The 22,862-nt window shown below is 69.1% G+C and carries 22 protein-coding genes; 14 read left to right on the top strand and 8 right to left on the bottom strand.

All coding sequences use genetic code 11. The features are described from left to right. Position 1: 1 nt before the first annotated feature. Together cobD and cbiB are read right to left on the bottom strand one after the other, a co-directional pair. Complete coding sequence (cobD, locus tag dqs_RS18060) at positions 2-997, bottom strand: threonine-phosphate decarboxylase CobD (protein WP_065341316.1); 996 nt, start codon at positions 995-997, stop codon at positions 2-4. After that, positions 990-1,931: an adenosylcobinamide-phosphate synthase CbiB gene (cbiB, locus tag dqs_RS18055; protein WP_173364480.1), complete on the bottom strand. Its 942-nt coding sequence runs from the start codon at positions 1,929-1,931 to the stop codon at positions 990-992. The genes cobD and cbiB overlap by 8 nt, the downstream gene beginning before the upstream one ends. A gap of 124 nt (positions 1,932-2,055) precedes the next feature. On the opposite strand from cbiB, the gene dqs_RS18050 reads away from it, so the two are divergent. After that, positions 2,056-3,534 carry a cobyric acid synthase gene (locus tag dqs_RS18050; RefSeq protein ID WP_065341778.1) on the top strand — a complete coding sequence of 493 codons (1,479 nt, stop codon included), beginning with the start codon at positions 2,056-2,058 and terminating at the stop codon, positions 3,532-3,534. Here dqs_RS18050 and dqs_RS18045 read toward each other — a convergent pair. After that, the gene (locus dqs_RS18045) at positions 3,531-4,085 is read right to left on the bottom strand and encodes a flavodoxin family protein (RefSeq protein WP_011767238.1); all 555 of its coding nucleotides are present in this window, start codon (positions 4,083-4,085) and stop codon (positions 3,531-3,533) included. The two genes, dqs_RS18050 and dqs_RS18045, sit on opposite strands and share 4 nt — an antisense overlap. Positions 4,086-4,202: 117 nt before the next feature. On the opposite strand from dqs_RS18045, the gene dqs_RS18040 reads away from it, so the two are divergent. Further along, complete coding sequence (locus dqs_RS18040) at positions 4,203-4,613, top strand: winged helix-turn-helix transcriptional regulator (protein ID WP_011767237.1); 411 nt, start codon at positions 4,203-4,205, stop codon at positions 4,611-4,613. A 357-nt stretch (positions 4,614-4,970) separates the two neighbouring features. Here the strand turns inward: dqs_RS18040 and dqs_RS18035 are convergent, their stop codons facing one another. From dqs_RS18035 to dqs_RS18025, 3 genes are read right to left on the bottom strand one after another with little or no spacing between them, the layout of a single operon-like run. Next, positions 4,971-5,744 (bottom strand): ABC transporter permease, encoded by a 774-nt coding sequence (locus dqs_RS18035; RefSeq protein ID WP_011767236.1) that lies wholly within the window; start codon positions 5,742-5,744, stop codon positions 4,971-4,973. Positions 5,745-5,759: 15 nt separating this feature from the next. Continuing rightward, a complete protein-coding gene (locus dqs_RS18030; protein WP_011767235.1) occupies positions 5,760-6,539 on the bottom strand; it encodes an ABC transporter ATP-binding protein in 780 nt (259 codons plus the stop codon). 52 nt (positions 6,540-6,591) lie between these two features. Beyond that, positions 6,592-7,626, bottom strand: coding sequence for an ABC transporter substrate-binding protein (locus dqs_RS18025; RefSeq protein ID WP_011767234.1), 1,035 nt, complete (start codon positions 7,624-7,626; stop codon positions 6,592-6,594). A gap of 412 nt (positions 7,627-8,038) precedes the next feature. On the opposite strand from dqs_RS18025, the gene dqs_RS18020 reads away from it, so the two are divergent. The 12 genes from dqs_RS18020 (at position 8,039) to dqs_RS17965 (ending at position 18,367) form a co-directional block, all read left to right on the top strand. Further along, positions 8,039-8,905: a hypothetical protein gene (locus dqs_RS18020; RefSeq protein WP_011767233.1), complete on the top strand. Its 867-nt coding sequence runs from the start codon at positions 8,039-8,041 to the stop codon at positions 8,903-8,905. Positions 8,906-9,116: 211 nt separating this feature from the next. After that, positions 9,117-11,165: an LTA synthase family protein gene (locus dqs_RS18015; protein WP_065341315.1), complete on the top strand. Its 2,049-nt coding sequence runs from the start codon at positions 9,117-9,119 to the stop codon at positions 11,163-11,165. Positions 11,166-11,196: 31 nt separating this feature from the next. Next, positions 11,197-12,042 (top strand): NADPH-dependent 7-cyano-7-deazaguanine reductase QueF, encoded by an 846-nt coding sequence (queF, locus tag dqs_RS18010; protein ID WP_065341314.1) that lies wholly within the window; start codon positions 11,197-11,199, stop codon positions 12,040-12,042. 177 nt (positions 12,043-12,219) lie between these two features. Beyond that, entirely contained in the window at positions 12,220-13,077 is an 858-nt protein-coding gene (locus dqs_RS18005; protein ID WP_065341313.1) for an urease accessory protein UreD, read from the top strand. 42 nt (positions 13,078-13,119) lie between these two features. After that, positions 13,120-13,422, top strand: a complete 303-nt coding sequence (gene ureA, locus dqs_RS18000; RefSeq protein WP_011767229.1) for an urease subunit gamma — start codon at positions 13,120-13,122, stop codon at positions 13,420-13,422. Between the two features lie 46 nt (positions 13,423-13,468). Beyond that, on the top strand, positions 13,469-13,768 hold the full coding sequence (locus dqs_RS17995; RefSeq protein WP_011767228.1) for a hypothetical protein: 300 nt from the start codon (positions 13,469-13,471) through the stop codon (positions 13,766-13,768). 31 nt (positions 13,769-13,799) lie between these two features. Then, positions 13,800-14,105: an urease subunit beta gene (locus dqs_RS17990; protein ID WP_011767227.1), complete on the top strand. Its 306-nt coding sequence runs from the start codon at positions 13,800-13,802 to the stop codon at positions 14,103-14,105. Between the two features lies 1 nt (position 14,106). Then, complete coding sequence (gene ureC / locus dqs_RS17985) at positions 14,107-15,813, top strand: urease subunit alpha (protein WP_011767226.1); 1,707 nt, start codon at positions 14,107-14,109, stop codon at positions 15,811-15,813. Positions 15,814-15,869: 56 nt separating this feature from the next. Further along, positions 15,870-16,349 carry an urease accessory protein UreE gene (ureE, locus tag dqs_RS17980; protein WP_065341776.1) on the top strand — a complete coding sequence of 160 codons (480 nt, stop codon included), beginning with the start codon at positions 15,870-15,872 and terminating at the stop codon, positions 16,347-16,349. Continuing rightward, entirely contained in the window at positions 16,346-17,047 is a 702-nt protein-coding gene (locus tag dqs_RS17975) for an urease accessory protein UreF (RefSeq protein WP_236778703.1), read from the top strand. The genes ureE and dqs_RS17975 overlap by 4 nt, the downstream gene beginning before the upstream one ends. Before the next feature lie 249 nt (positions 17,048-17,296). Further along, the gene (gene ureG, locus dqs_RS17970) at positions 17,297-17,920 is read left to right on the top strand and encodes an urease accessory protein UreG (RefSeq protein WP_011767223.1); all 624 of its coding nucleotides are present in this window, start codon (positions 17,297-17,299) and stop codon (positions 17,918-17,920) included. A gap of 138 nt (positions 17,921-18,058) precedes the next feature. Further along, the gene (locus dqs_RS17965) at positions 18,059-18,367 is read left to right on the top strand and encodes a c-type cytochrome (protein WP_011767222.1); all 309 of its coding nucleotides are present in this window, start codon (positions 18,059-18,061) and stop codon (positions 18,365-18,367) included. 182 nt (positions 18,368-18,549) lie between these two features. Here dqs_RS17965 and dqs_RS17960 read toward each other — a convergent pair whose 3' ends face one another. Both dqs_RS17960 and dqs_RS17955 read right to left on the bottom strand, forming a co-directional pair. After that, positions 18,550-20,730, bottom strand: a complete 2,181-nt coding sequence (locus dqs_RS17960) for a putative bifunctional diguanylate cyclase/phosphodiesterase (RefSeq protein WP_011767221.1) — start codon at positions 20,728-20,730, stop codon at positions 18,550-18,552. Between the two features lie 57 nt (positions 20,731-20,787). After that, positions 20,788-22,791 (bottom strand): ATP-binding protein, encoded by a 2,004-nt coding sequence (locus tag dqs_RS17955; protein ID WP_065341312.1) that lies wholly within the window; start codon positions 22,789-22,791, stop codon positions 20,788-20,790. Positions 22,792-22,862: the final 71 nt, after the last annotated feature.

The raw sequence follows: 22,862 nt of genomic DNA, 5'->3' as shown, positions 1-22,862 counted from the left end.
TTCATCCTTGTCGGATCAGGTCGTGCAGACTGCCCAGCGCGGTGTCGAGCCGGCGCCACTCGGTTTCGGTTGCGGGAAGGCCGAAGCGCAGACTGGCGGGGGCGTCGAAATGGCGTACCAGGATGGCTTGCGCGGCGAGCGCCTGCTGCAGGGCAGCGGCCTGGGGGTGACACAGCCACTTGAACAGCGCCGGGCCCCGGCTGCCAGCGAGACCGTGGGCCGCCAGCAGTGATTGCAGCCGCTCGCCGTCCCGCGCGAGCCGGTGGCGGGTTGCGGCCTGCCACGCGGTGTCGGCAAGCGCAGCCGTGGCGGCGTAGCGCGCCGGGCCGCTGAGCGCCCACGGCCCCAGCCGTTCGGCCAGGGCGTCCCGTAGCCCGCGCGGGGCGAACACGAAGCCCACGCGCGCGCCCGCCAGTCCGAAGAACTTGCCGAGCGAGCGCAACACCACGAGGCCGGCAGCGCCAGCGCGCGGGAGCAGGCTGGCGTCCGGCGCGCAGTCGAGAAAGGCCTCGTCCACCAGCAGCCAGCCGCCGCGGCGCGCCAGGCGCGCGTGCCAGTCGTGCAGGCGGTCGCGCTCGAAGCACAGGCCGGTGGGGTTGTTGGGATGGATCAGCAGCACGATGTCGCTGGTGTCCACCGCGGCCTCCAGGTCCGCGGCGTCGCGGCAGTGCCGTAGCCGGCGGTCGCGCCAGGCGTGCGCGTGTTCGGCATAGCCGGGTTGCAGCAGCGCGACGCGTTCGCCGGGCAGCAACTGCGGCAAGGCCTGGATGGCGGCCTGCGAACCCGCCACGGGCAGCAGCTCGGCGCTGCCGTAGTACGCGGCGGCCGCGGCTTCGAGGCCATCGTCGTCCTCGGGCAGGCGGTGCCACGCGGCGGTGGGCAGCGGCGGGACCGGGTAGGGGTGGGGGTTGATGCCGGTGGACAGGTCCACCCAGTCGGCCAGTGGAATGCGGAACTGCGCGGCGGCGCGGCGCAGGCGGCCGCCGTGCTCAAGCACCCGCCAGCTCCAGCACTGCGGCGACGCAGGCCGCCGCGGCCAGCCACAGCAGCATGCCGCGTCGGACGAGCGCGAGGGCGGCGCGGATGGTGCCGGCATCCGGCGCGCCACCTTCCCCGAGTGCCGGGCGGCTTTCCTCGCGGCCGTGATAGATCGCGCTGCCGCCGAGCGCGACGCCCAGCGCACCGGCGCCGGCCGCCATGACCGGGCCGGCATTGGGGCTATCCCAGGCCGGCGCCTGCCGCCGCCAGCAGTGCAGCGCGCGCCGGGTGCGGCCGAGCAGCGCGTAGGTGAGCGCGGTCAGGCGCGCCGGGGCCGCGTTCAGCACGTCGTCCAGGCGCGCGGCCGCCCAGCCGAAGCGAAGATAGCGCGGGCTGCGGTAGCCCCACATGGCATCCAGCGTGTTGGCGAGCCGGAACAGCAGCGCCCCGGCACCGCCGCCGACCAGAAACCAGAACAGGGTGCCGAACACGGCGTCGTTGCCGTTTTCCAGCACGGATTCCGTGCCCGCGCGGGCGACGCCGGTGCTGTCCAGCGCGCGGGTGTCGCGGCTGACGATCCAGCCGACGCGTTCGCGCGCTTCGTCCAGCCGGCCGTCGGCCAGCGGTGCTGCCACGGCTTCGCCATGTTCAACCAGGCTGCGGGCGCCGAGCGCGAAGTACAGCAGCGCAATGTCGACCACCCAGTGCGCCTGCGGGTGGGCGCTGCGTAGCGCGAATGCAAGCGCCACCCAGGGACCGACCGCGAGCAGCCAGGCAAACAGGCCGCCCGGGCGCGAGGCGCCGACGGCACCCGTCCCGCGCACCAGGCTTTCGACCGCGCGCGCCCAGCGACCGAAGCCCACCAGGGGATGAAAGCGCCGCGGCTCACCGAAGACGCGGTCGCAGGCGATGCCGGCGGCGAGTTTGGCGACGAGCAGGACGGTAGCGGACATGGATGGCAGCGATGAAAAGCCCGGCGGAACCGTGGGGGCGGGAAACAGGGCGGCAGCGGGACGCCGGGCGGCCGGCACTGTGGTGGATAATCACGGCCCCGAACAAGGCGACGGATTTTACGCGATGTCCAAGGCTTCCGCCCTGATGGTGCAGGGCACCACCTCCGATGCCGGCAAGAGCACCCTGGTGGCCGGGCTGGCGCGCGCGCTGGTGCGCCGCGGCGTGCGCGTCGCCCCTTTCAAGCCGCAGAACATGGCGCTGAATTCGGCGGTCACCGCCGACGGCGGCGAGATCGGGCGCGCCCAGGCGCTGCAGGCGGTGGCCGCACGCATCGCGCCGCACACCGACTTCAACCCGGTGCTGCTCAAGCCCTCGTCCGACATCGGCGCCCAGGTCATCATCCACGGCAAGGTCATGGCCAACCTGTCGGCGCGCGATTACCACGCCTACAAGCCGACCGCGATGGCGGCGGTGATGGCCTCCTTCGACCGCCTTTCCGCGCAGTACGAGCACGTGCTGATCGAAGGCGCCGGCAGCCCGGCCGAGATCAACCTGCGCGACCGCGACATCGCCAACATGGGCTTTGCCGAAGCCGCCGACGTGCCGGTGGTGCTGGTCGCCGACATCGACCGCGGCGGCGTGTTTGCCCACCTGGTCGGCACCCTGGAACTGCTGTCACCGTCCGAGCAGGCGCGGGTCAGGGGCTTCGTGATCAACCGCTTCCGCGGCGACATCGCGCTGCTGCAGCCGGGGCTGGACTGGCTGACCGAGCGCACCGGGCGGCCGGTGTTCGGCGTGCTGCCCTATCTCCATGGCCTCTTCCTCGACGCCGAGGATGCGCTGGCCAACGGCCAGGTCGCGGCCGACCGCGACGGCGCGGTGCTGAAGGTGATCGCGCCGGTCTATCCGCGCATCTCCAACCACACCGACCTCGACGCGCTGCGCCTGCATCCGCAGGTGGATTTCCGCTGGGTGGGGCCGGGGCAGGCGATTCCGCCGGCCGATCTGGTAGTGCTGCCGGGCTCCAAGAGCGTGCAGGCCGACCTCGCCTGGCTGCGCGCGCAGGGCTGGGAGCCGGCGCTGCGCCGCCACCTGCGCTACGGCGGCAAGGTGATCGGCATCTGCGGTGGCTTCCAGATGCTGGGCAGGACCCTGGCCGATCCACATGGCCTCGAAGGCGCGCCGAGCACCGTCGCCGGACTGGGCGCGCTCGACATCGACACGGTGCTGGAGCGCGAGAAGCAGCTGGTGAATGTGGCCGGCCGGCTCTGCCTCGACGGCGAGGCGGCGGTCGCTGGCTACGAGATCCACATGGGGGTGAGCCGGGGCGCCGATCTCGACCGCCCGGCGGTGCTGCTGGAAGATGGCCGTGCCGACGGCGCGCTATCGGCCGACGGCCAGGTGCTCGGCACCTATCTGCACGGTCTGTTCGACACCCCGCAGGCGGTGGCGGCGCTGCTCGACTGGGCAGGGCTGAAAGGCGCGGCGGGCGTCGATCTCAACGCCCGCCGCGAGGCCGACCTCGACCGCCTCGCCGATGCGGTCGAGGCGCATGTCGACATGGCGGCGCTGTTCGGCGCCGCGTGGCCGGACGCCGCTTAGCCGCGCAGCCGGCGCGCGATCTCGCTGACGCGTACGCCGTAGAGGCGGGCAGTTTCGAGGTCGCCGGCGGAGATCTCGTCCGCGCTCGCGTCCGACGGGCTTTGCACCAGCACGCCAACCGAGCCGCCAAGGTTGTTGGCGTCGGTGCGGCTCGCGGCCTTGGTGTTGGAGGGCAGCTGGCCAAGACTGACCCAGATGCCGCCATGCTGCGAGGCCAGCGTCTGCAGCGTGATCAGCGTGACCTGCTTGTCGCCGTTGAGGCTGGCACTGTTGGTGAAGCCACCGAAAACCTTGTCCTGCCAGGCGCGGGTGAACCACTTCTTGGAGGTGGCATCGGCGAACTTCTTGAACTGCCAGGGCACGGTGCCCATGTAGGTCGGCGCACCGAACAGGATGGCGTCGGCGGCGTCGAGCGCGTCCCACGCGGCGTCCGGGATGTTGCCTTCGGCGTCGACGGCGATCAGCTGGGCGCGCGCGCCTTCGGCCACGCATTCGGCAACGCGCTTGGTGTGGCCGTAACCCGAGAAATACACAACGACGGACTGGGTCATTTCGAGACTCCTTGAGGATGAGGGGGAGGTGCTGGTAATTCCGCGGCACAAGGTATATTTTTGAAACCTAGGCCACAAGAAGGCACCTTGAAGTCATCTGGTTACCCTGGAGATACCGTGAAGACCGCAGACGCTGTGCTGGACCCGCTCGCCGACGAGGACGGCGGCTTCGATGTTTACGCCAAGGACTGTCCGGCCCGCATGGTGCTGAACCGGCTGGCGGACAAATGGGCGCTGTTGATCGTCAAGCTGCTGAAGGGCGGGCCGCTGCGCTTCAACCAGTTGCGGCGCGAGATCGAGGGGGTGTCGCAGAAGGCGCTGAGCCAGACCCTGCGCCGGCTGGAGCGTGACGGCCTGGTGGACCGGCGGGTGTTTGCGACGGTGCCGGTGACGGTGGAGTACTCGCTGACCGAACTCGGCCGCACGCTGGCCGAGGCCTTCGAACCCCTCGCCGACTGGGCGCACAGCCACATCCGGGAGGTGCTGGCGGCGCAGAGCCGCTATGACGCGGTGAGCGAGGCGGCGTAGGGGGTGTGCGCCTGCCCGCGAGAAGGCGTGGCTTCAGTGCCGCTCTCCTGAAGCGGCGCGGAGCTTGGGGTGGTTCCGGTTCCTCCCCCTTCAAGGGGGGCGTAGCAGGGGTTTCGGTGAGCACTGCTCGCCGCCTGCGGAGCGGCGAGGCGAAGCTGAGACTACTGGCCAGGAGGGGGATGGGGTGGGCGCTCGCATGGAGGTGGCCCCCCATCCCCACCCCAACCCGGTAGCCAGTGCCAAGACGCACTGTCGTTCGGCCGGCGGCGAGCAACGCTCGCCGAAACCCGGTCCTCACCCCCTTGAAGGGGAGGGGAAAAAAGACTCAGACCGGGCGTCGCCGCCCACTTCTCCCGCCTACATCGCCCCATTCGGATTCCGGTGCGCCCACCCCGTGAGCCTGCGCTCGACGAAGGCGAACAGTTCGTACATCACGACCCCCATCACGCCGATCACGATCAGCCCGGCGAACACCAGCGCCATGTCCATGGCCGAACTCGCCGCCATCATCAGGTAGCCGATGCCGAGGTTGGAGGCCACCGTCTCCGAGATTACCGAGCCGACGAAGGCGAGCGTGATCGCCACCTTGAGCGAGGCGAAGAAGTAGGGCATCGCGCGCGGCAGGCCGACCTTCTTCAGGATGTCCAGCCGCGAGGCGCCGAGCGAGCGCAGCACGTCTTCCAGTTCCGGCTCCAGCGTCGCCAGCCCGGTGGCCACATTCACCACCACCGGGAAGAAGGAGATCAGGAAGGCGGTGAGGATGGCCGGGATGGTGCCGATGCCGAACCACACCACCAGCACCGGCACGAAGGCCACCTTGGGAATCGAGTTGAAGCCCACCAGCAGCGGGTAGAGCGCCTTGTACACGACCGGCGACGAACCCACCGCGGCGCCCAGCGCCAGGCCGAACACCACCGCGATGCCGAAGCCGGCCATGGTGGTAAGGAATGTCTGGGTGGCGTGCATCATGATCGGGTCCCAGTGCGTGAGCGTGGCGGTCCACACCGCGCTCAGCGAGGGGAAGAGGAATTCCGGCACCTTGAAGCCGACCACGATCGCTTCCCACAGCACGCCGAGGAAGAGGATGACCAGCCAGGGCGCGAGCCGGATCAGTGTTTTCTGCGACAGCATTGCTCGGACTCCCGGTCAGGACGCGCGCACATGGCCGATGTGCTCGCGCAATTCGTGCACATGGGCGGCGAAGGCTTCGGTGTAGGTGACATCGAGGTCGCGCGGGCGCGGCAGGTCGATTTCGCGCTTGACCAGGATGCGGCCGGGGCGCTTGCTCATCACATATACCGTGTCGGCGAGGAAGACCGCCTCGCGCAGGTCGTGGGTCACCAGCACCACGGTGAAAGGCTCTTCCTGCCACAGGTCGCGCACCATGCACCACAGCTCCTCGCGGGTGAAGGCGTCGAGCGCGCCGAAGGGCTCGTCCAGCATCAGCAGGCGCGGCTTGTGGATCAGTGCGCGGCAGATCGAGGCGCGCTGCTGCATGCCGCCGGAGAGTTCCCACGGGAACTTGTCCTCGAAGCCGGCGAGGCCGACGCGCTTCAGCAGTGCGCGCGCCTGTTCCTCGTATTCGGCGCGCTTGGCCCGCAGCGTCGAGCGGTAAGGCTCGACGATCTCCAGCGGCAGCATCACGTTCTGCAGCGTGCTGCGCCAGGGCAGCAGGTTGGAGGCCTGAAAGGCCATGCCGACGCACTTCTGCGGGCCGCCGACCTCGCGGCCATCGACATACACATAACCCTGCGACGGCGGCTTGAGCCCGGTGACCAGCTTCATCACGGTGGACTTGCCGCAACCCGAGGGCCCCACCAGCGCGACGAACTCGTTCTCGCGGATCGACAGGCTGACGTCCTCGATCGCGAACGGGGCGCCGGCCTGGTAGGCGAGGCTGACATTCTCGAAACGTACGAAATCCATGGCGTGTTCGCGGCGCCGCCCGCCTTGCCGGCAGGCGACGGCCGCATCGTCCTTACTTGATGGCGCGGTCGGCGGCGGGGGGCAGGAAGGCGGTGGAGAACAGCGTGCCGGCCTCCGGGGTCGCCGGCAGCGCGAAGGCAGCGGCGACTTCGCTGACCGAGCGCTTGAGGCGGGCGGCATCCACCGCGCCGAGACCGATCGCCTTCGTTTCCGGCGTGACCACCACGCTGTCGAGCGCGAGCTTGAGGCGGCGGGTTTCCAGCGGCAGATTGATCAGCGGATCACGCTCCTTCACGTAGGCGACCGCCGCTTCGGGGTTGGCGATGGTTTCCTTCAGCGCCTTGTTGAAGGCGCGCACGAAGCCTTCCACCGCCTTGGGCTGCTCGGCCAGCATCTTCGGGCTGGCGATGATGGTGTTGCCGTACAGCTCGACGCCGTGGTCGGGGAACTTGAGTGCGACGATGTCTTCCGGCTTCACGCCGCGTGCCTCCAGGTTGAGCACGCTGGTGAAATAGAAGCCGGTGATGCCGTCCACGTCGCCGCGGGCGAGCAGGGTTTCGCGGATCGCCGGCTCCACCGTCTGCCACTTCACCGCCTCGGCGCCCAGGCCGTTGGCCTTGGCGAAGGCCGGCCAGGCCTTGCGACCGGCGTCGAACACCGGCGCGGCCAGCGTCTTGCCGGCGAGATCGGCCGGCTTGGTCACGCCGGATTTCTTCAGCACGAAGACCGCCGCCGGGGTCGAGTTGTAGACCATGTAGACGCCCTGGATCTTCGAGCCCGGCGTCTTGGCGTCGTATTCCACCAGCGCGTTGAAGTCGGCAAAGCCCATCTCGTAGGCGCCAGTGGCGACGCGGGTGACCGCGCCTGCGGAACCGTTGCCGGCGTCGATCTCCACGTCCAGCCCTTCGGCGGCGAAATAGTTTTTCGCCTTGGCGAGCAGGAAGGGCGCCGCGGGGCCTTCGAAGCGCCAGTCGAGCGTGAACTTGATCTTCACCGGGGCGGCGGCGTGCGCGACCGGCGCGGCGCAGGCCAGCGCGACGGCGGCAGAGAGGAAGAGACGGCGGGACAGCGAGGTCTTGCAGGTCATTGGGAAAGGCTCCGGAACGGATGGTGTCGATGACGATGTCCCGGTATGGCAAGCGACGTGCCATGCGATATGGGGGTGATTCGGGCGATTTTTGCCCGCCACCCGCTTGCGGCCGCCGCCCCTTGGTGCGCGGCTTTTCGCGCATTCCGCCAAGTCACTGTTCCGGCGGTGTTTATGTTTGCCCTGTTGTGGTGCATTGAGTCGCGCGATGCGCCACAACGGTGAATGACATTTCGATATATGCGAGCACGCATCGCCTTTATAAACAAAGGGATGGTGTTTCAAGTAATATATCGAAAGTGTAATGACCGGTATTCGCCAAAGGGCGGTCGTCTCCTGTTAGGTTCGAAAAAGGCGGGCAGAAATCGTGCGCGCAGACCGGTTCAAACCATCATCCCGACAGGAGCAGGACATGAAGCTTTCCCCGCGTTGCAGGACGCTCTTTGCATGCTGTGCGCTCGCGCTGGCCCCGGCCGCGCAGGCCGCCACCTGGAGCGACACCTTCATCGGCTACCGCTACGGCACCGGATTCCGCGAGCCGACCAACCGCGAGGAGGTCGAAAAGCACGTGCTGCAGTTCACCCACGCCAGCGGCTATTCGGTGGGGCAGAACTTCCTCAATCTGGACGTGCTGCAGTCCGACGACAAGGACCCGGCGAGCGGCGGCGATACCGGCGCCACCGAGTTCTACCTGACCTATCGTCACCAGGTGCACCTCGGCAAGCTGTTCGACCAGAGCCTTGCCTTCGGTCCGGTGAAGGAAGTGGCGCTCACCGCCGGCTTCGACCTCAACACCAAGAACACCCGCTTCGCACCGCGCAAGCGCCTGCTCGTCGTCGGGCCGACGTTGAAGTTCGACGTGCCCGGCTTCCTCGACGTCAGCCTGCTGTACGGGCGCGAATGGAACCACTGCGGGCTGGGCTCCCCCGCCTGCCCCAAGAGCGAGATCGCGTTCGATCCCCAGCTGATGCTGAGCGTGGCCTGGGGCATCCCGTTCGAGGCCGGTCCGGTGCCGCTCAAGTTCCAGGGCTTCCTCAACTACAACAGCGAGAAGGGCAAGGACTACGCCGGCGTCAGCACCCGCCCGGAAACCCTGATGCGAACCTCGCTGATGGTGGATGTGGGCCAGATGGTTGCCGGCAAGAAGAACACCTTCCTGATGGGCGTGGGCTACGAGTACTGGCGCAACAAGTTCGGCAACCACAACTACGCCAACGGCAACACCAAGCCCGGTATCGACACCACCACGCCGACCTTCCAGATGGAATTGCATTTCTGACCCCGCCGGGCCGCCGCGGCGGCCCATCCCGGCGGTGTCGGGCGTCTGGCGCCATCGGGTTGCGACCCTATCAGCAACAGGGTTTTCGGTTCGTAAAGCAAGCTGACAGCGCGCGTCCTTCGGCGCTAGACTGCCCCGCTTTTGCGCCTTTCGCGCGGGCGACGACGGCCTTCGGGGCGCGGTCCGTCGCCGATCGAACCGAGGACACCCGATGTCGAGTCTCCGCTACCCGCGCCTGCGCTATCTGCTTGCGGGCGTAGGTGTGTTTTTCGCGTTCTTCGCGCTGTTGCGCGCCGGCTTTTACCTGTGGTCGTCGGAAGTCTCGATCACGGAGGGAGCCGATCCCCATGCGGTACTGAAGACCCTCGGCGTCGGCCTGCGCTTCGACCTGCGGCTGGCGATCCTGTTGATGCTGCCTGCCGCGCTGCTGCTGGTGCTGCCACGCTGGAACGCACTGCGCAGCCGTGTCGCGCGCGCGCTGCTGCGGCTGTGGCTGATCGTCGCCACGCTCGCGGTCACGCTGATCTACATCGTCGATTTCGGCCACTACGCCTATCTTGGCCTGCGGGTGAACGCGAGCATCCTGCGCTTCCTCGGCGACGCGCAGATCTCGGCGGACATGGTGCGCCAGAGCTACCCGGTGGGTTCGATCAGCGCGCTGTGGCTGGTGCTGAGCGCGGCGCTCGTCTTCGTGCTGCTTCGTCTCGAGCGGCGCACGCTCGACCGCGTTGCCGCGCCCGCCGGCTTCCTCCGCGTGGCGGGGGCCCTTGCGGCGACGGTGGTGCTCGGCTTCCTCGGCATCCTCGGCCGGGTGGATAACGTCAATCTCGAAAACCCGGTGCCGCTGCGCTGGAGCGACGCGTTTTTTTCCGGCAGCACCCAGATCGGTGCGCTCGGCCTCAACCCCGTGGTCTTCATCTGGGATACCTGGCGCACACCCACCGAGCACTACGACGCCGAACAGGTACGCCGTCACCAGGCCGACGTTGCGGCCTACCTCGGCGCCGACCTGCCCGCCGCCACCGACGAGATGCCGCAGTTCGAGCGCAGGATCGGGGTGCAGCCGCACCGGCTGGCACTGAAGCGCCAGCCCAACGTCGTCTTCATCATGCTGGAGTCCTTCGGCGGCAGCGTCACCGGCATCCACGGCAATCCGCTCGACCCCACCCCCAGCCTGGACGCGCTCGCGCGCGAGGGCTGGCTGCTGCGCAACTTCTACGTGCCGGTCACCGGCACCGCGAAGACGGTATGGGCCAGCATCACCGGCATCCCGGACGTGTCGCGGGTCGAGAGCGCGACGCGCAACCCCTTCATCGTGCCGCAGCGCACCGTGCTCAATGCCTTCAAGGGCCACGACAAGCACTACGCGATCGGCGGCAGCGCGGGCTGGGCCAACATGAGCGCACTGATCAGCAGCAGCATCGAAGGGGTGCAATTGCACGAGGAAGGCGAATGGACCTCGCCCAACGTCGATGTGTGGGGCGTTTCCGACCTCGACCTGTTCAAGGAAGTGGATGCGATGCTGCGCGCGCAGCCGAAGGACCGCCCGTTCTTCGCGATCGTGCAGACCGCCGGCAACCACCAGCCCTTCACGATTCCGCCCAACAGCGACGGTTTCGAGGTGAAGACGGTGCCCGACGAGCAGTTGCGGCAGGCGGGCTTCCGCAGCAACGCTCAGTACAACGCGGTGCGCCTGCTCGACTACAGCGTCGGCCGCTTCATCGAGATGGCGAAGCAGGGCGGCTATTACGACAACACCCTCTTCGTGCTGTACGGCGACCACAACGGCCGCATTTCGACCTTGCCCTTCATGCCGCCGGCCTACGAGGCGCTGAATCTCGAAAGCCTGCACGTGCCGGCGATCATCCACGCCCCCAAGCTGGTCGGCCAGCGCGTAACCGAGGAGGCGACCAGCCTGCTCGACCTGCTGCCCACGGTGGCTGGCCTGCTTGGCGTCGAGTACCGCAACACCACGATGGGCCGCGACATCCAGACGCCGGCCCCGGAAGGCGAGCGCGCGGTGCCGGTGCTGCTGCGCGAAGGCACCTTCCCGCTGATCGGCGTCGTCACCCGCCACCACCTGCTGCGCATGAATGCCGACGGTAGCGACGCGAGCCTGCACGAGATCGCCTCGAAGACGCCGCTGGAGAATATCGCAGGGCGTGATCCGGCCGAATTCGAGCGCCTCTCGCGGCTCGCGCGCGGGCTGCACGAAACCGCGCGGCTGATGCTCTACAGCAACAAGGTCGATGCCGATTGAGCGCCCCGCGCTGCGGCCCCCAATGCCTGCCATGAACGATACGCAGAACCCGCTCCACGGCGCCGAAGCCTCCCCGCTCGGCAAGCCCGTGGCCTACCGCGACACCTACGCGCCCGAGCTGCTGTTCCCGATCGCCCGCCAGCTCAAGCGCGACGAGATCGGCGTGCGCGCCGACGCCTTGCCCTTCTGCGGCGAAGATCTGTGGAACGCCTACGAACTCTCCTGGCTCAATCCGCGCGGCAAGCCGGTGGTGGCGCTGGCGGAGTTCCGCGTGCCCGCCGATACCCCCCGGCTGGTGGAATCCAAGTCGCTCAAGCTCTACCTCAACAGCTTCAACCAGAGCCGTTTCGATGACGCCGCCGCGGTGCGCACGGCGATCGCGCGCGATCTTTCCGCGGCTGCCGGCGGCGCGGTGGGGGTCGCCGTGTGGCCGCTCGGGGGTCAGGCTGAACGCCGGTTCGCCGCGCCCGAGGGTGTCTGCATCGACGATCTGGACGTCGCGATCGACACCTACCAGCCCGACCCGACGCTGCTTTCCGCCGGCGACGAGGTGGTCAGCGAAACGCTGTACTCGCATCTGCTCAAGTCCAACTGCCTGGTCACCGGCCAGCCCGACTGGGGCATGGTGGCGGTGCGCTACACCGGGCCGCGCATCGACCGCGCCGGCCTGCTGCGCTACATCGTCTCCTTCCGCGAGCACAACGAATTCCACGAACAGTGCGTCGAGCGGGTGTTCTGCGACATCACCGCGCGCTGCCGACCGCAGCGGCTGGCGGTGTGGGCGCGCTACACGCGGCGCGGCGGGCTGGACATCAACCCCTTCCGCGCCAGCGACCGCGACCAGCGCGCGGACGAGGCGATGGAGATCCGCCAGTAAGCGGGCTGCCCCGCCGCGGGCAACGCCCGGGTACGCATGCCCCATCCTGGTGCGATGGGTGGGCGATCGACCCGCCGACGGGCCAAGGTGCCCCGCCGAGCGCGGCGATATCGCTTTCGAATCAACCGTGCGGCATCGTCCACCGGTTCTGGAACAGCGCTTGCTAACGATTTCGACATGAATGCAGTCAGCGATCTGCGCGCCTTGCATGCTGCCCAGCCGGGCTGGCAGGCGGCGCTGTCCCTTGGTTTCGAACGCCGCGGCGCGCGCACCGTGCTCGCCACCCGCCGCCACGTCGGTCCGCTGGTGGTGCAGCGCGCGCTGTACCCGGAGGGCGACGGCGTCTGCCATGCCATCGTGGTGCATCCGCCGGCGGGCATCGTCGGCGGCGACGCGCTGCGCATCGACGTCGGCCTCGGCGCCGGCGCCCATGCGCTGCTCACCACGCCGGGTGCCGGCAAGTGGTATCGCAGCGCCGGCGCGCGCGGCAGTCTGGTCCAGCGCATCGCGGTCGGCGACGGCGCGGTGTGCGAATGGCTGCCGCAGGAAAGCATCGTCTACGACGGCGCTGCCGGCGATCTCGCCACCGAGGTGGACATTGCCGGCGACGGCGTCTTCATCGGCAGCGAGATGACCTGCTTCGGCCGCAGTGGTGCGGGCGAGCGCTACACCCGCGGGGATTTCGCGATGCGCACCCGCATCCGCCGCGACGGCCGCACGCTGTGGCTGGAGCGCGGCCGCGTCGAAGGCGGCGGCGTGCTGCTCGATTCGCCGGTCGGGCTGGCAGGGTGGCCGGTAACGGCCACCCTGCTGGTGGCGGCGAAAACGGTGGACGCAGCGCTGCTCGAAGCCTGCCGTGAGGTCCCGGCGGAGGCCGGCGAGGGCGCGGCGACGCTGCTGCCCGGCCTGCTGGTGGCGCGCTACCGCGGCCCCGCCTGCGAACCCGGGCGCAACTGGTTCAACCGGCTGTGGACGCTGCTGCGTCCGCCGCTCGCCGGCCGCGCGGCGACGCTGCCGCGCATCTGGCACACCTGACCCGGCGCGGGCGGCCGGCCCGCGCGCACAAGAGGAACAACAATGGAACTGACGCCACGCGAGAAGGACAAGCTGCTGATCTTCACCGCCGGCCTGCTGGCCGAGCGCCGCAAGGCCCGCGGCCTCAAGCTCAACTACCCGGAGGCGGTCGCCTTCATCACCTGCGCCATCCTCGAAGGCGCGCGCGATGGCCGCAGCGTTGCCGAGCTGATGAGCTACGGCGCCACCCTCCTGAGCCGCGAGGACGTAATGGACGGCATCGCCGAGATGATTCCCGAGATCCAGGTCGAGGCCACCTTCCCGGACGGCACCAAGCTGGTCACCGTGCATAACCCGATCGTCTGACGCCACCACCGATTTTCCGCACTTGCCGCATCCGACAGGGGAGAACATGAGCGAAATCGAACTCGAAACCGCAAGACTGCTGGCCCGCTTCAAGTTGCAGGTGCGGCGCAGCATCGACATGGCGGTCGATCTGGCCGCGCTGGTCGATGACGCCAGCTACGCCGAAAAGCTGCTGCGCGAAGTCGAGGACCGCGCCGAGGACGAGGACCTGCTGCTGATGGTGATCCGCCTGCGCGAGCGGCTGCGGGCGCTGCAGATGCCGGCACCGGCCGCGGCGCCCGCCAACGACGACGCCAAGCCGCAGCGCGCCGGGCGCGACTACCGCTTTGGCGCCCGTGGCGGCTGACGCCGCGCCAACGAACAACAAGGAAAACGCGATGATTCCAGGTGAAATCCTGCCGGCCGACGGCGACATCGAACTCAATGCCGGCCGCGCCACGCTGACGCTGTCGGTGACCAACACCGGCGACCGCCCGATCCAGGTGGGTTCGCACTACCACTTTGCCGAAACCAACGCCGCGCTCGCCTTCGACCGCGCCGCGGCGCGCGGCTTCCGCCTCAACATCGCCGCCGGCACCGCGGTGCGCTTCGAGCCCGGCCAGGCGCGCACGGTCGAACTGGTCGCGCTCGCCGGCGCGCGCAAGGTGTATGGCTTCAACGGCGATGTCATGGGAGCGCTCTGACATGGCCAAAATCACCCGACGCGCCTATGCGGAAATGTTCGGCCCCACCACCGGCGACAAGCTCCGCCTCGCCGACACCGAGCTGATCATCGAGGTCGAGAAGGACTACACGATCTACGGTGAGGAAGTGAAGTTCGGCGGCGGCAAGGTCATCCGCGACGGCATGGGCCAGGGCCAGCAGCTCGCCGCCGAGATCGCCGACACGATCATCACCAACGCCCTGATCGTCGACGCGGTGGCCGGCATCGTGAAGGCCGACGTCGGCCTCAAGGACGGCCGCATCTGGAAGATTGGCAAGGGCGGCAACCCGGACATCCAGCCGGGCGTCACCATTCCGGTCGGCGCCGGCACCGAGGTCATCGCCGGCGAAGGCATGATCCTCACCGCCGGCGGCATCGACAGCCACATCCACTGGATCTGCCCGCAGCAGATCGACGAGGCGCTGATGAGCGGCGTCACCACCATGCTGGGCGGCGGCACCGGCCCGGCCACCGGCACCTACGCGACCACCTGCACGCCGGGGCCGTGGCACATCCACCGCATGCTGGAAGCGGCGGACGCCTTCCCGATGAACATGGGCTTCTTCGGCAAGGGCAACGCCAGCCTGCCGGGGCCGCTCAAGGAGCAGGTCGAGGCCGGCGTCATCGGCCTCAAGCTGCACGAAGACTGGGGCACCACCCCGGCAGCCATCGACAACTGCCTGACCGTGGCCGACGAGATGGACGTGCAGGTCGCCATCCACACCGACACGCTCAACGAATCCGGCTTCGTCGAGACCACGCTGGCCGCCTTCAAGGGCCGCACCATCCACACCTTCCATACCGAAGGCGCGGGCGGCGGCCACGCGCCGGACATCATCAAGGCGGTGGGACAGGCCAACGTGCTGCCGTCCTCCACCAACCCGACCCGGCCCTACACGGTGAACACCATCGACGAGCATCTCGACATGCTGATGGTGTGCCACCACCTCGACCCCGCGATTGCCGAGGACGTCGCCTTCGCGGAATCGCGCATCCGCCGCGAGACCATCGCCGCCGAGGACATCCTGCACGACACCGGCGCGTTCTCGATGATGTCGTCCGACTCGCAGGCAATGGGCCGCGTCGGCGAAGTCGTCATCCGCACCTGGCAGACCGCGCACAAGATGAAGGTGCAGCGCGGCGCGCTCGCGGAGGATGCCGGCAAGGGCAACGACAACTTCCGCATCAAGCGCTACATCGCCAAATACACCATCAACCCGGCGATCACCCACGGCATTGCGCACGTGGTCGGCTCGATCGAGGAGGGCAAGCTCGCCGACCTGGTGCTGTGGAAGCCGGCGTTCTTCGGCGTCAAGCCCAGCCTCATCCTCAAGGGCGGCATGATCGCCGCCGCGGCGATGGGCGACGCCAACGCCTCCATCCCGACCCCGCAGCCGGTGCACTACCGGCCGATGTTCGGCAGCTACGGCAAGGCGCTCAAGACCTCGGTGACCTTCGTGTCGCAGGCCGCGCTCGCCAACCCGGCGGTGGCCGCGCTGCAGCTGTCCAAGCCGCTGGTGGCGGTGCAGGGCTGCCGCACCGTGCAGAAAGCCGACATGGTGCACAACGGCGCCACCCCGGCGATCGACGTCGACCCCGAAACCTATGTGGTGCGCGCCGACGGCGAACTGCTGGTGTGCGAACCGGCCAGCGAGTTGCCGATGGCGCAGCGCTATTTCCTGTTCTGACGCGGGGGATCATGATGCTCGTGGAACCCTCCGACTCCGCTGCCGCAGACACCCCCATGCTCCTGATCGAATCGTTTTACGAAGGCGTGCGTGCCGCCACCGACCAGCTCGAACTCGACTTCGGCTACCGCACCAAGAGCCGCCTGCGCGCCAAGCTCGCCAGCGGTGACGAAGTCGGCCTCTTCCTGCCGCGCGGCACCGTCCTGCGCGGCGGGCAGAAGCTCCAGGCGCGCGACGGCCGCGTCGTCGAAGTCGTCGCCGCACCGGAAGACCTGCTCGAAGTGCGCTGCGCCGACCCGCTCGAACTCGCCCGCGCCGCCTACCACCTCGGCAACCGCCACGTCGCGGTCGAACTCGGCGACGGCTGGCTGCGCATCCAGGCCGACCATGTGCTCGAAGGCATGCTGATCGGGCTCGGTGCCGAAGTGCTGCCGCTGCGCGCGCCCTTCGAACCCGAAGCCGGCGCCTACGCCCACGGCCACCAGCACCCGGGCGACGGCAGTGGCGCGCGCATCCACATGATGGGCGGCCAGTGAGCGCAGCCGGCGGCGGCCTGCTGCCCCTGATCCGCCTGCTGCAACTCGCCAGCCCCGCGCTGCCCGTCGGCGCCTACACCTATTCACAAGGGCTGGAGTGGGCGGTGGAATGCGGCACGGTGCGTACCGAGGCCGACGCCCGGCGCTGGATCGGCGACGTGCTGGAATGGAGCCTCGCCCGCTTCGAGGCCCCGCTGGTCGCGGGTCTGGTGGCAGCGTGGGCCGACGGCGACGACGCCGAAGTGGCCCGTCTCAACGAGGACTTCCTCGCCAGCCGCGAAACCTCCGAACTGCGCGCCGAGACCGTGCAGATGGGCTATTCGCTGGTCCGCCTGCTCGCCGACCTCGACGCCTTCGCCGGCCTGCCCGGCTGGAAGGCGCGGCTCGTCGCGCTCGACACGCCGGCTTTCCCGGTGGCCTGGACCGCTGCCGCCGCGGCCTGGCAGATTCCCGCAGACCAAGCGCTTTCCGCCTACCTCTGGGCCTGGCTGGAAAACCAGGTGATGGCGGCGGTGAAGGCGGTGCCGCTCGGCCAGAGCGCCGGCCAGCGCCTGCTCGCCGATCTCGGCGCCGCGGTGCCGGCGCTGGTGGAGGCCGCGCAGCGCCTGCCGGAAGCGGAATGGAGCAACTTCACGCCCGGCCTGGCGATCGCCAGCAGCCGGCACGAAACCCAGTACACCCGGCTGTTCAGATCATGAGGCAGGATTCGGACCCGCGCTGAGGTCAAGCCGGACGTGTCGGGTATTCGTGGAGCCGGCGAGGACTGTCCGAGCGAAGCGAGTTCCGCAGCCTGCGGAGGGAATACCCGGCGCGGCCGGCGGTGGTGCGCACCGGTTTCCGGACGCCAGAATCCGCCTTGCCGTGCGAGTCGACGAACCAAACACATAGCCCGGGCGACACTGGCCCGCTTCTAAACCCGACCTATCCCGTATCCGGAGCAAAACCCCGTGACCCAATCCCAAGCCCTGCGTGTCGGCATCGGCGGCCCCGTCGGATCCGGCAAGACCGCGCTCACCCTCGCGCTCTGCCGCGCCCTGCGCGACAAGTACAACATCGCCGTCGTCACCAACGACATCTACACCGCCGAAGACGCCCAGTTCCTCGTCCGCAACGAAGCGCTCGCCCCCGACCGCATCATCGGCGTCGAAACCGGCGGCTGCCCGCACACCGCCATCCGCGAAGACGCCTCGATCAACCTCGAAGCCGTCGACCGCCTCAACCAGCGCTTTCCCGGGCTCGAAATCATCTTCGTCGAATCCGGCGGCGACAACCTCGCCGCCACCTTCTCGCCCGAACTCTCCGACCTCACGCTGTACGTCATCGACGTTTCCGCCGGCGACAAGATCCCGCGCAAGGGCGGCCCGGGCATCACCAAGAGCGACCTGCTCGTCATCAACAAGATCGACCTTGCCCCCATGGTCGGCGCCTCGCTCGAAGTCATGGACCGCGACGCCCGGAAGATGCGCGGCGAGCGCCCCTTCATCTTCTCCAACCTCAAGACCGGACAAGGGCTCGCCGAGATCATCGCCTTCATCGAAACCCAGGGCCTGCTCCGGCCCCACGCCGGCTGAGCTTCGCCCGCCGCGTGCCCGCAACGACACGCCGCGTTACGCATCCTCCGGCGCCGGGGCGCCCCCTCGGTAGGCAAAGCGCCACCCTTGGGGGTAGTATCGCCCGCGTGTAATCACACACAACGAGAGGAAGAGAATATGAAAGTGTTCGTCGCCGCCGCCGTCGCCGCCGGTCTCCTGTCCGCCGCGCCCGCCTTTGCCAATGCCGACCTCGCCAAGGCCAAGAACTGCCTGGCCTGTCACGCGGTGGACAAGAAGCTGGTCGGTCCCGCGTACAAGGAAGTCGCTGCCAAGTACGCCGGCCAGAAGGACGCTGCCGCAATGCTCGCGACCAAGGTGCAGAAGGGCGGTGTTGGCGTCTGGGGCCAGGTTCCGATGCCCCCCAACCCGCAGGTCAATGCCGACGAAGCCAAGAAGCTGGTCGACTGGATCCTGAGCCAGAAGTAAGCAAGTCCCCGCCCGCCAGTGGGGCGAATGTAAAAAGGCCGGCGTAGCATGCCGGCCTTTTTGTTTTTGGTTGGGCGCCATTCCTCGGACGCCCGCGCTCAGGCGTCCTCAACATAAACCGCTTCGAGGCGGAAACGTGCATCCGCACACCCGCCAGGGCCGCGACCCGCGCGCGGGCGGGTTCAGTGCAGCGCCGAGGCGTCCGGTGCGTCGTAGAGCCAGGCGGTCGCCTCGGCCGCGGGCGCCGGGCGTGCATACAGAAAACCCTGCATCACGTCGCAGCCCAGGGTGCGCAGCGTTTCCGCCTGCTCCGAACGCTCCACCCCTTCCGCGATCAACTGCAGGCCGAAACCGCGCGCGATACCGGTGATCGCCGAGATGATCGGGTTGGTATTGGGCCCTTCCAGCTCACGCACGAAACTGCGGTCGATCTTCAGCGTGCTGACGGGAAACTTCTGCAGATACGCCAGCGCCGAATAGCCGGTGCCGAAATCGTCGATCGCCACGCTCAGCCCCGCCTCGCGCAGCCCGCGCACCTTGGCGGCAACGCCGGCGGCGTCCTGCATCATCATGCTCTCGGTGATCTCCAGTTCCAGCTGCGACGGTGGCAGCCGGTGGCGTTCCACGCATTCGGTCACCATCGTCACCACGTCCTGGCTGTCGAAGTCGTGCGGCGACAGGTTCAGCGACATCCGCAAGTCGTTGTGGCCGGCCTCGCGCCAGCGCGCAAGCTGGCCGCAGGCCTCTTCCAGCACCCAGCGGCTGATGTCGCCGATCAGGCCCATCTCCTCGGCCACCGGAATGAAGGTGGCCGGGCTGACCAGCCCGAGGTTGGGGTGGTTCCAGCGCAGCAGCGCTTCCATGCCGACCACCCGGTGCTGGGTCAGGCTGATCTGGGGCTGGTAGTGCAGCTCGAACTCGCGCCGCTCCAGCGCAGTGCGCAGATCGTTCTCCAGCACGATGCGCTCGCGGTAGTGCGAGTTGAGTGCGATGTCGAAGAAGCGGAAACCGTTCTTGCCGGAGCGCTTGACCTGGTACATCGCAATGTCGGCATGGCGGGTCAGATCCTCGGCGCCATCGCCGTCGCGCGGGAACAGCGCGATGCCGATACTGGCCGTGGCACGGAAGTCGCCGTGGCTGAGCGGGAACGGTGCCGACAGCGAGTCGAGAATCTTGCGCGCGATGACCTCGGCGTCCTGCGGGCCGTTGATGTCGGGCAGCAGCACGGTGAATTCGTCCCCGCCCAGGCGCGCCAGCGTGTCGCCCCGCCGCAGCGTGCCCGCGAGGCGGGCAGCGATGCCGCGCAGCAGCATGTCGCCCTCGGCGTGGCCGAAGGTGTCGTTCACCAGCTTGAAGCGGTCGACGTCGATGAACATCACCGCGAGTGCGCCCGTGCGGCGCTGCGCCTGCGCGATCGCGAGTTCGAGGCGGTCCTTGAACAGCACCCGGTTGGGCAGACGGGTGAGCTGGTCGTGGTAGGCCTGGAAGGAGATGATCTCCTCGGCGCGCTTGCGTTCGGAGATGTCGCGCGCCACCCCGTACAGGCCGCCGCCGCGACGCCCGTCCTCGCGCGCCGGCATCGGGATGCCGGTGAGCGCGACGGTGATCCACTCCGGGCTGTCGCCGGCGAGCAGCTCGCGGTTGCGGCGCAGCCGCAGCTCGACGTGGAAGCTCTCGCCCGGGCCGGCGACCGGGGCGTACAGCAGCGTGGCGATGCGATCGACATCCTCCGGCATCACCAGCGTGGTGAACGGGCGCCGCATCAGCACGTTGCGGTCGTAGCCGAGCAGCGCCTTGACGCGTGGATTGAGGTAGCTGAAGCGGCCTTCGGCGTCGAGCGTGAAGATCAGGTCGGGGGAGCTTTCGACCAGGTAGCGATGCAGGCGCTCGGAGGTGCGCAGGCGCTGGCTCATCGCGCGGTTCGCGCGCTCCAGCGCCGCCTTGTGCAGCGCGCTTTCCACCGCGCGCTGCAGCTGCGCCACGTGGTAGGGCTTGCGCAGGTAGTCGTCGGCGCCGCCGCGCAGCGCGCCGATCGCGGCGTCGAGGGCGTCTTCACCGCTGATCATGATCACCGCTTCCTCGCGCTGATGCTGCGCGAGCCAGTCGAGCACCGCGAGTCCTGTGCCGTCGGGCAGGCGATAGTCCAGCAGCACGAGGTCGAACGGCTCGCGTTCGAGCAGCGCGATGGCGCCGGCCACGGTATCGCTTTCGGAAAACTTGCGCCCATTGCGGGCGAGGGCCCGCGGGAGCGATTGCCGCAGCGCAGGATCGTCGTCCACGACGAGGATGCGGCAGACGAGTTCCGGTGCCGGCGAGGTCTGCTCGGAGCGCACCTGGAACGGCTGGTCTGCTGGAATAACCATGAGCCCCCTGGAGGTCGGGTCGCGTTATGGGTCTTGTGAGATGAATATTGCTACAAATCAGGGCCTTTGTTCCAGCGGAACAAAGATCTGGAAGCTCGTTCCGCCGCCGCTCTGGCTCCGACAAAGGATAGAGGCGTTCCATTGCGCGAGAATGTCGCGGACGACGCTGAGCCCCACGCCTTGATGACTGCCTCCCTTGGTGCTGGGGCGCGGCGCGAAGAGGTCGGCGAGCCGGTCCTCCGGCAGCCCGGGGCCATTGTCCACCAGGCGGATTTCCGCACAGCTGCGCCCGTTTGCATTGGCCTGACCCGCTAGCGCCACCGCCAGCCGGCCGCCGGGCTGCAAGGCCTCCGCGGCATTGCGGAACAGGTTCAGCAGCACCTGGCGCAGCGCCGAGGGCGGGATCGCCACGGGTGGTACGCCGCTGGCCGCGCGTAGTTCGAACGTAATGCCCTTCGCGGTGAACAGCGTGTCGGCATACATCGTGCGCATTTCCAGCAGCAGTTCGGTCAGGTTGCAGCGCGCCAGCTCGGTTTCGTCGGCGGGCAGTTCGCCGGCGCCGCGCAACAGCCGGGCGACGCGATCGAGTTCCGTATTCAGCAGCGCCACCTCGCCGTGCAGCGCGCTGCCGGCCGCCTGCTGCTGGCCCAGCATGTCCAGCCGCGTGCGGATGACCGTCAGCGGATTGGCTGCTTCATGCGCAATGCGCCGGGCATGGGCGTGGAAGCGGCCGCGCAGGGCGGCTTCGCGCGCCGCGCTGGCCTCGCGCGCCGCGTGGTGTTCGCGCAGTCGCCTGCTCGCCGCACCGAGCAGCTCGGTGAGCAGCCAGCGCGTGCTGGCGGCACCGTCGGCGTCCGGCTCCATGGCGACCATCGCCACGCCGAAGCGGCCGCCCACCGCCAGCGGCAGGCAGTCGAAACCGCGCCCGCCCAGCCAGCGCGCGACCTGCCAGTCCGCCACGCTGCGTGCCGGCCCCTGGGCGTTGTCGGCAAAGGCGGCGGCGCGCCCGCTGCGGGCGGCGAGCGCAATGCAACTGGCGGGGTCGTCTTCGGCGAGCGCCAGTTCGTTGAAGGCGGTCCGGGTGAGGTCGGGGCCAAGCACCGCCTGAAAGCAGCCGTCCTCGCCCGCGAGTGCGACCAAGGGCAGGTCGCGTCCGGCAAGCAGGCGGGTGGCCAGCGCCGCGCGCGGCGCCACCGCGCTTTCGTCCAGTTCGGCAAAGGCCGCGAGGATCAGGCCGCGCAGCGCCGCCGCGTGAAAGGCATCGGCAGGGTCGGCCGCCACGATGACGGGCAGGGCCTGGCCCTCGGGGCGGACGGCGGCGGGCGGGTAGGCCGCGTGGCCGGCGACGATGTAGCCAACGTCGGTACGCAGGCTGCGCAGCGCCGCGGAGTCCAGCCGGGTCAGCGCCTCGATGGCCGGCAGGTGCCGCGGCCACGATTCGCTCGCCAGCAGGCGCGCGGCGTGCACGATGCGCAGCAGCGGATGCGCCCGGGCAGCTTGCTCGTCCAGCAGTTGGCCCGCCTCCAGCACATCGCGGACCGCGGCCGAAAGCCCGCAGCGCCCGGCGGCCTCGGCGATTGCGGCGTGGAGCACGTGCCGCGCCGCTGCTTGATCGGCCGGCAGCAGGGGGACGTCGGCGTCGGCGGCCTGGGCGGGCAGGCAGAACGTCGAGGGCGTCAGCCACAGGCCGGCGAGGTAGGCTTCGTCGGGGCGGGGGTAACGCGTTTCGAGCGCGAGATGGAGCGCGCATTCGGCCGTCAGCAGCACGGCGGCGTCGGCGCGGCCGCTGGCGCTTTCGGTGTGGCACAGCCACGCGCGCAGGAGATCGGCGCCGAGCGTTTCCAGGCGGGTTTGCAGCGCCGAGTTGAGGCCATCCTCCAGGCCCTTGCCGCCAGCCAGCGGGGAGGCGGACAGCAGCGCAAGGCACAGCGCCGGGTCGCGCGCGGCCACCAGCGCGACCTCGCCCCACGCGGGCAGCCCATGCCCCAGCAGGGCCAGGATGGCGCTGGCGTTGGCGGCGCGCGGACGCGGGCTGAGAACGCGGGGAGGGTTGGAGGTCATCCTGGCGGCCGGCGCCGAAGTCGTTGTTTTGCAGCCGATTCTAGCCGGCGCCGGGCGACAGGGATGTGACC

The sequence above is a fragment of the Azoarcus olearius genome (assembly GCF_001682385.1).
GTDB lineage: Bacteria > Pseudomonadota > Gammaproteobacteria > Burkholderiales > Rhodocyclaceae > Azoarcus > Azoarcus olearius.
Note: the sequence above shows the minus strand (reverse complement) of the source record. Positions and strands in the feature narration are given on the sequence as shown.

Bases quoted from the DNA above. Each gene is read 5' to 3' on its own strand.
- cbiB (WP_173364480.1), bottom strand. From the start codon at position 1,931: ATGTCCGCTACCGTCCTGCTCGTCGCCAAACTCGCCGCCGGCATCGCC.
- dqs_RS18050 (WP_065341778.1), top strand. From the start codon at position 2,056: ATGTCCAAGGCTTCCGCCCTGATGGTGCAGGGCACCACCTCCGATGCC.
- dqs_RS18045 (WP_011767238.1), bottom strand. From the start codon at position 4,085: ATGACCCAGTCCGTCGTTGTGTATTTCTCGGGTTACGGCCACACCAAG.
- dqs_RS18035 (WP_011767236.1), bottom strand. From the start codon at position 5,744: ATGCTGTCGCAGAAAACACTGATCCGGCTCGCGCCCTGGCTGGTCATC.
- dqs_RS18030 (WP_011767235.1), bottom strand. From the start codon at position 6,539: ATGGATTTCGTACGTTTCGAGAATGTCAGCCTCGCCTACCAGGCCGGC.
- dqs_RS18025 (WP_011767234.1), bottom strand. From the start codon at position 7,626: ATGACCTGCAAGACCTCGCTGTCCCGCCGTCTCTTCCTCTCTGCCGCC.
- dqs_RS18020 (WP_011767233.1), top strand. From the start codon at position 8,039: ATGAAGCTTTCCCCGCGTTGCAGGACGCTCTTTGCATGCTGTGCGCTC.
- dqs_RS18015 (WP_065341315.1), top strand. From the start codon at position 9,117: ATGTCGAGTCTCCGCTACCCGCGCCTGCGCTATCTGCTTGCGGGCGTA.
- queF (WP_065341314.1), top strand. From the start codon at position 11,197: ATGAACGATACGCAGAACCCGCTCCACGGCGCCGAAGCCTCCCCGCTC.
- dqs_RS18005 (WP_065341313.1), top strand. From the start codon at position 12,220: ATGAATGCAGTCAGCGATCTGCGCGCCTTGCATGCTGCCCAGCCGGGC.
- ureA (WP_011767229.1), top strand. From the start codon at position 13,120: ATGGAACTGACGCCACGCGAGAAGGACAAGCTGCTGATCTTCACCGCC.
- dqs_RS17995 (WP_011767228.1), top strand. From the start codon at position 13,469: ATGAGCGAAATCGAACTCGAAACCGCAAGACTGCTGGCCCGCTTCAAG.
- dqs_RS17990 (WP_011767227.1), top strand. From the start codon at position 13,800: ATGATTCCAGGTGAAATCCTGCCGGCCGACGGCGACATCGAACTCAAT.
- ureC (WP_011767226.1), top strand. From the start codon at position 14,107: ATGGCCAAAATCACCCGACGCGCCTATGCGGAAATGTTCGGCCCCACC.
- ureE (WP_065341776.1), top strand. From the start codon at position 15,870: ATGCTCCTGATCGAATCGTTTTACGAAGGCGTGCGTGCCGCCACCGAC.
- dqs_RS17965 (WP_011767222.1), top strand. From the start codon at position 18,059: ATGAAAGTGTTCGTCGCCGCCGCCGTCGCCGCCGGTCTCCTGTCCGCC.
- dqs_RS17960 (WP_011767221.1), bottom strand. From the start codon at position 20,730: ATGGTTATTCCAGCAGACCAGCCGTTCCAGGTGCGCTCCGAGCAGACC.
- dqs_RS17955 (WP_065341312.1), bottom strand. From the start codon at position 22,791: ATGACCTCCAACCCTCCCCGCGTTCTCAGCCCGCGTCCGCGCGCCGCC.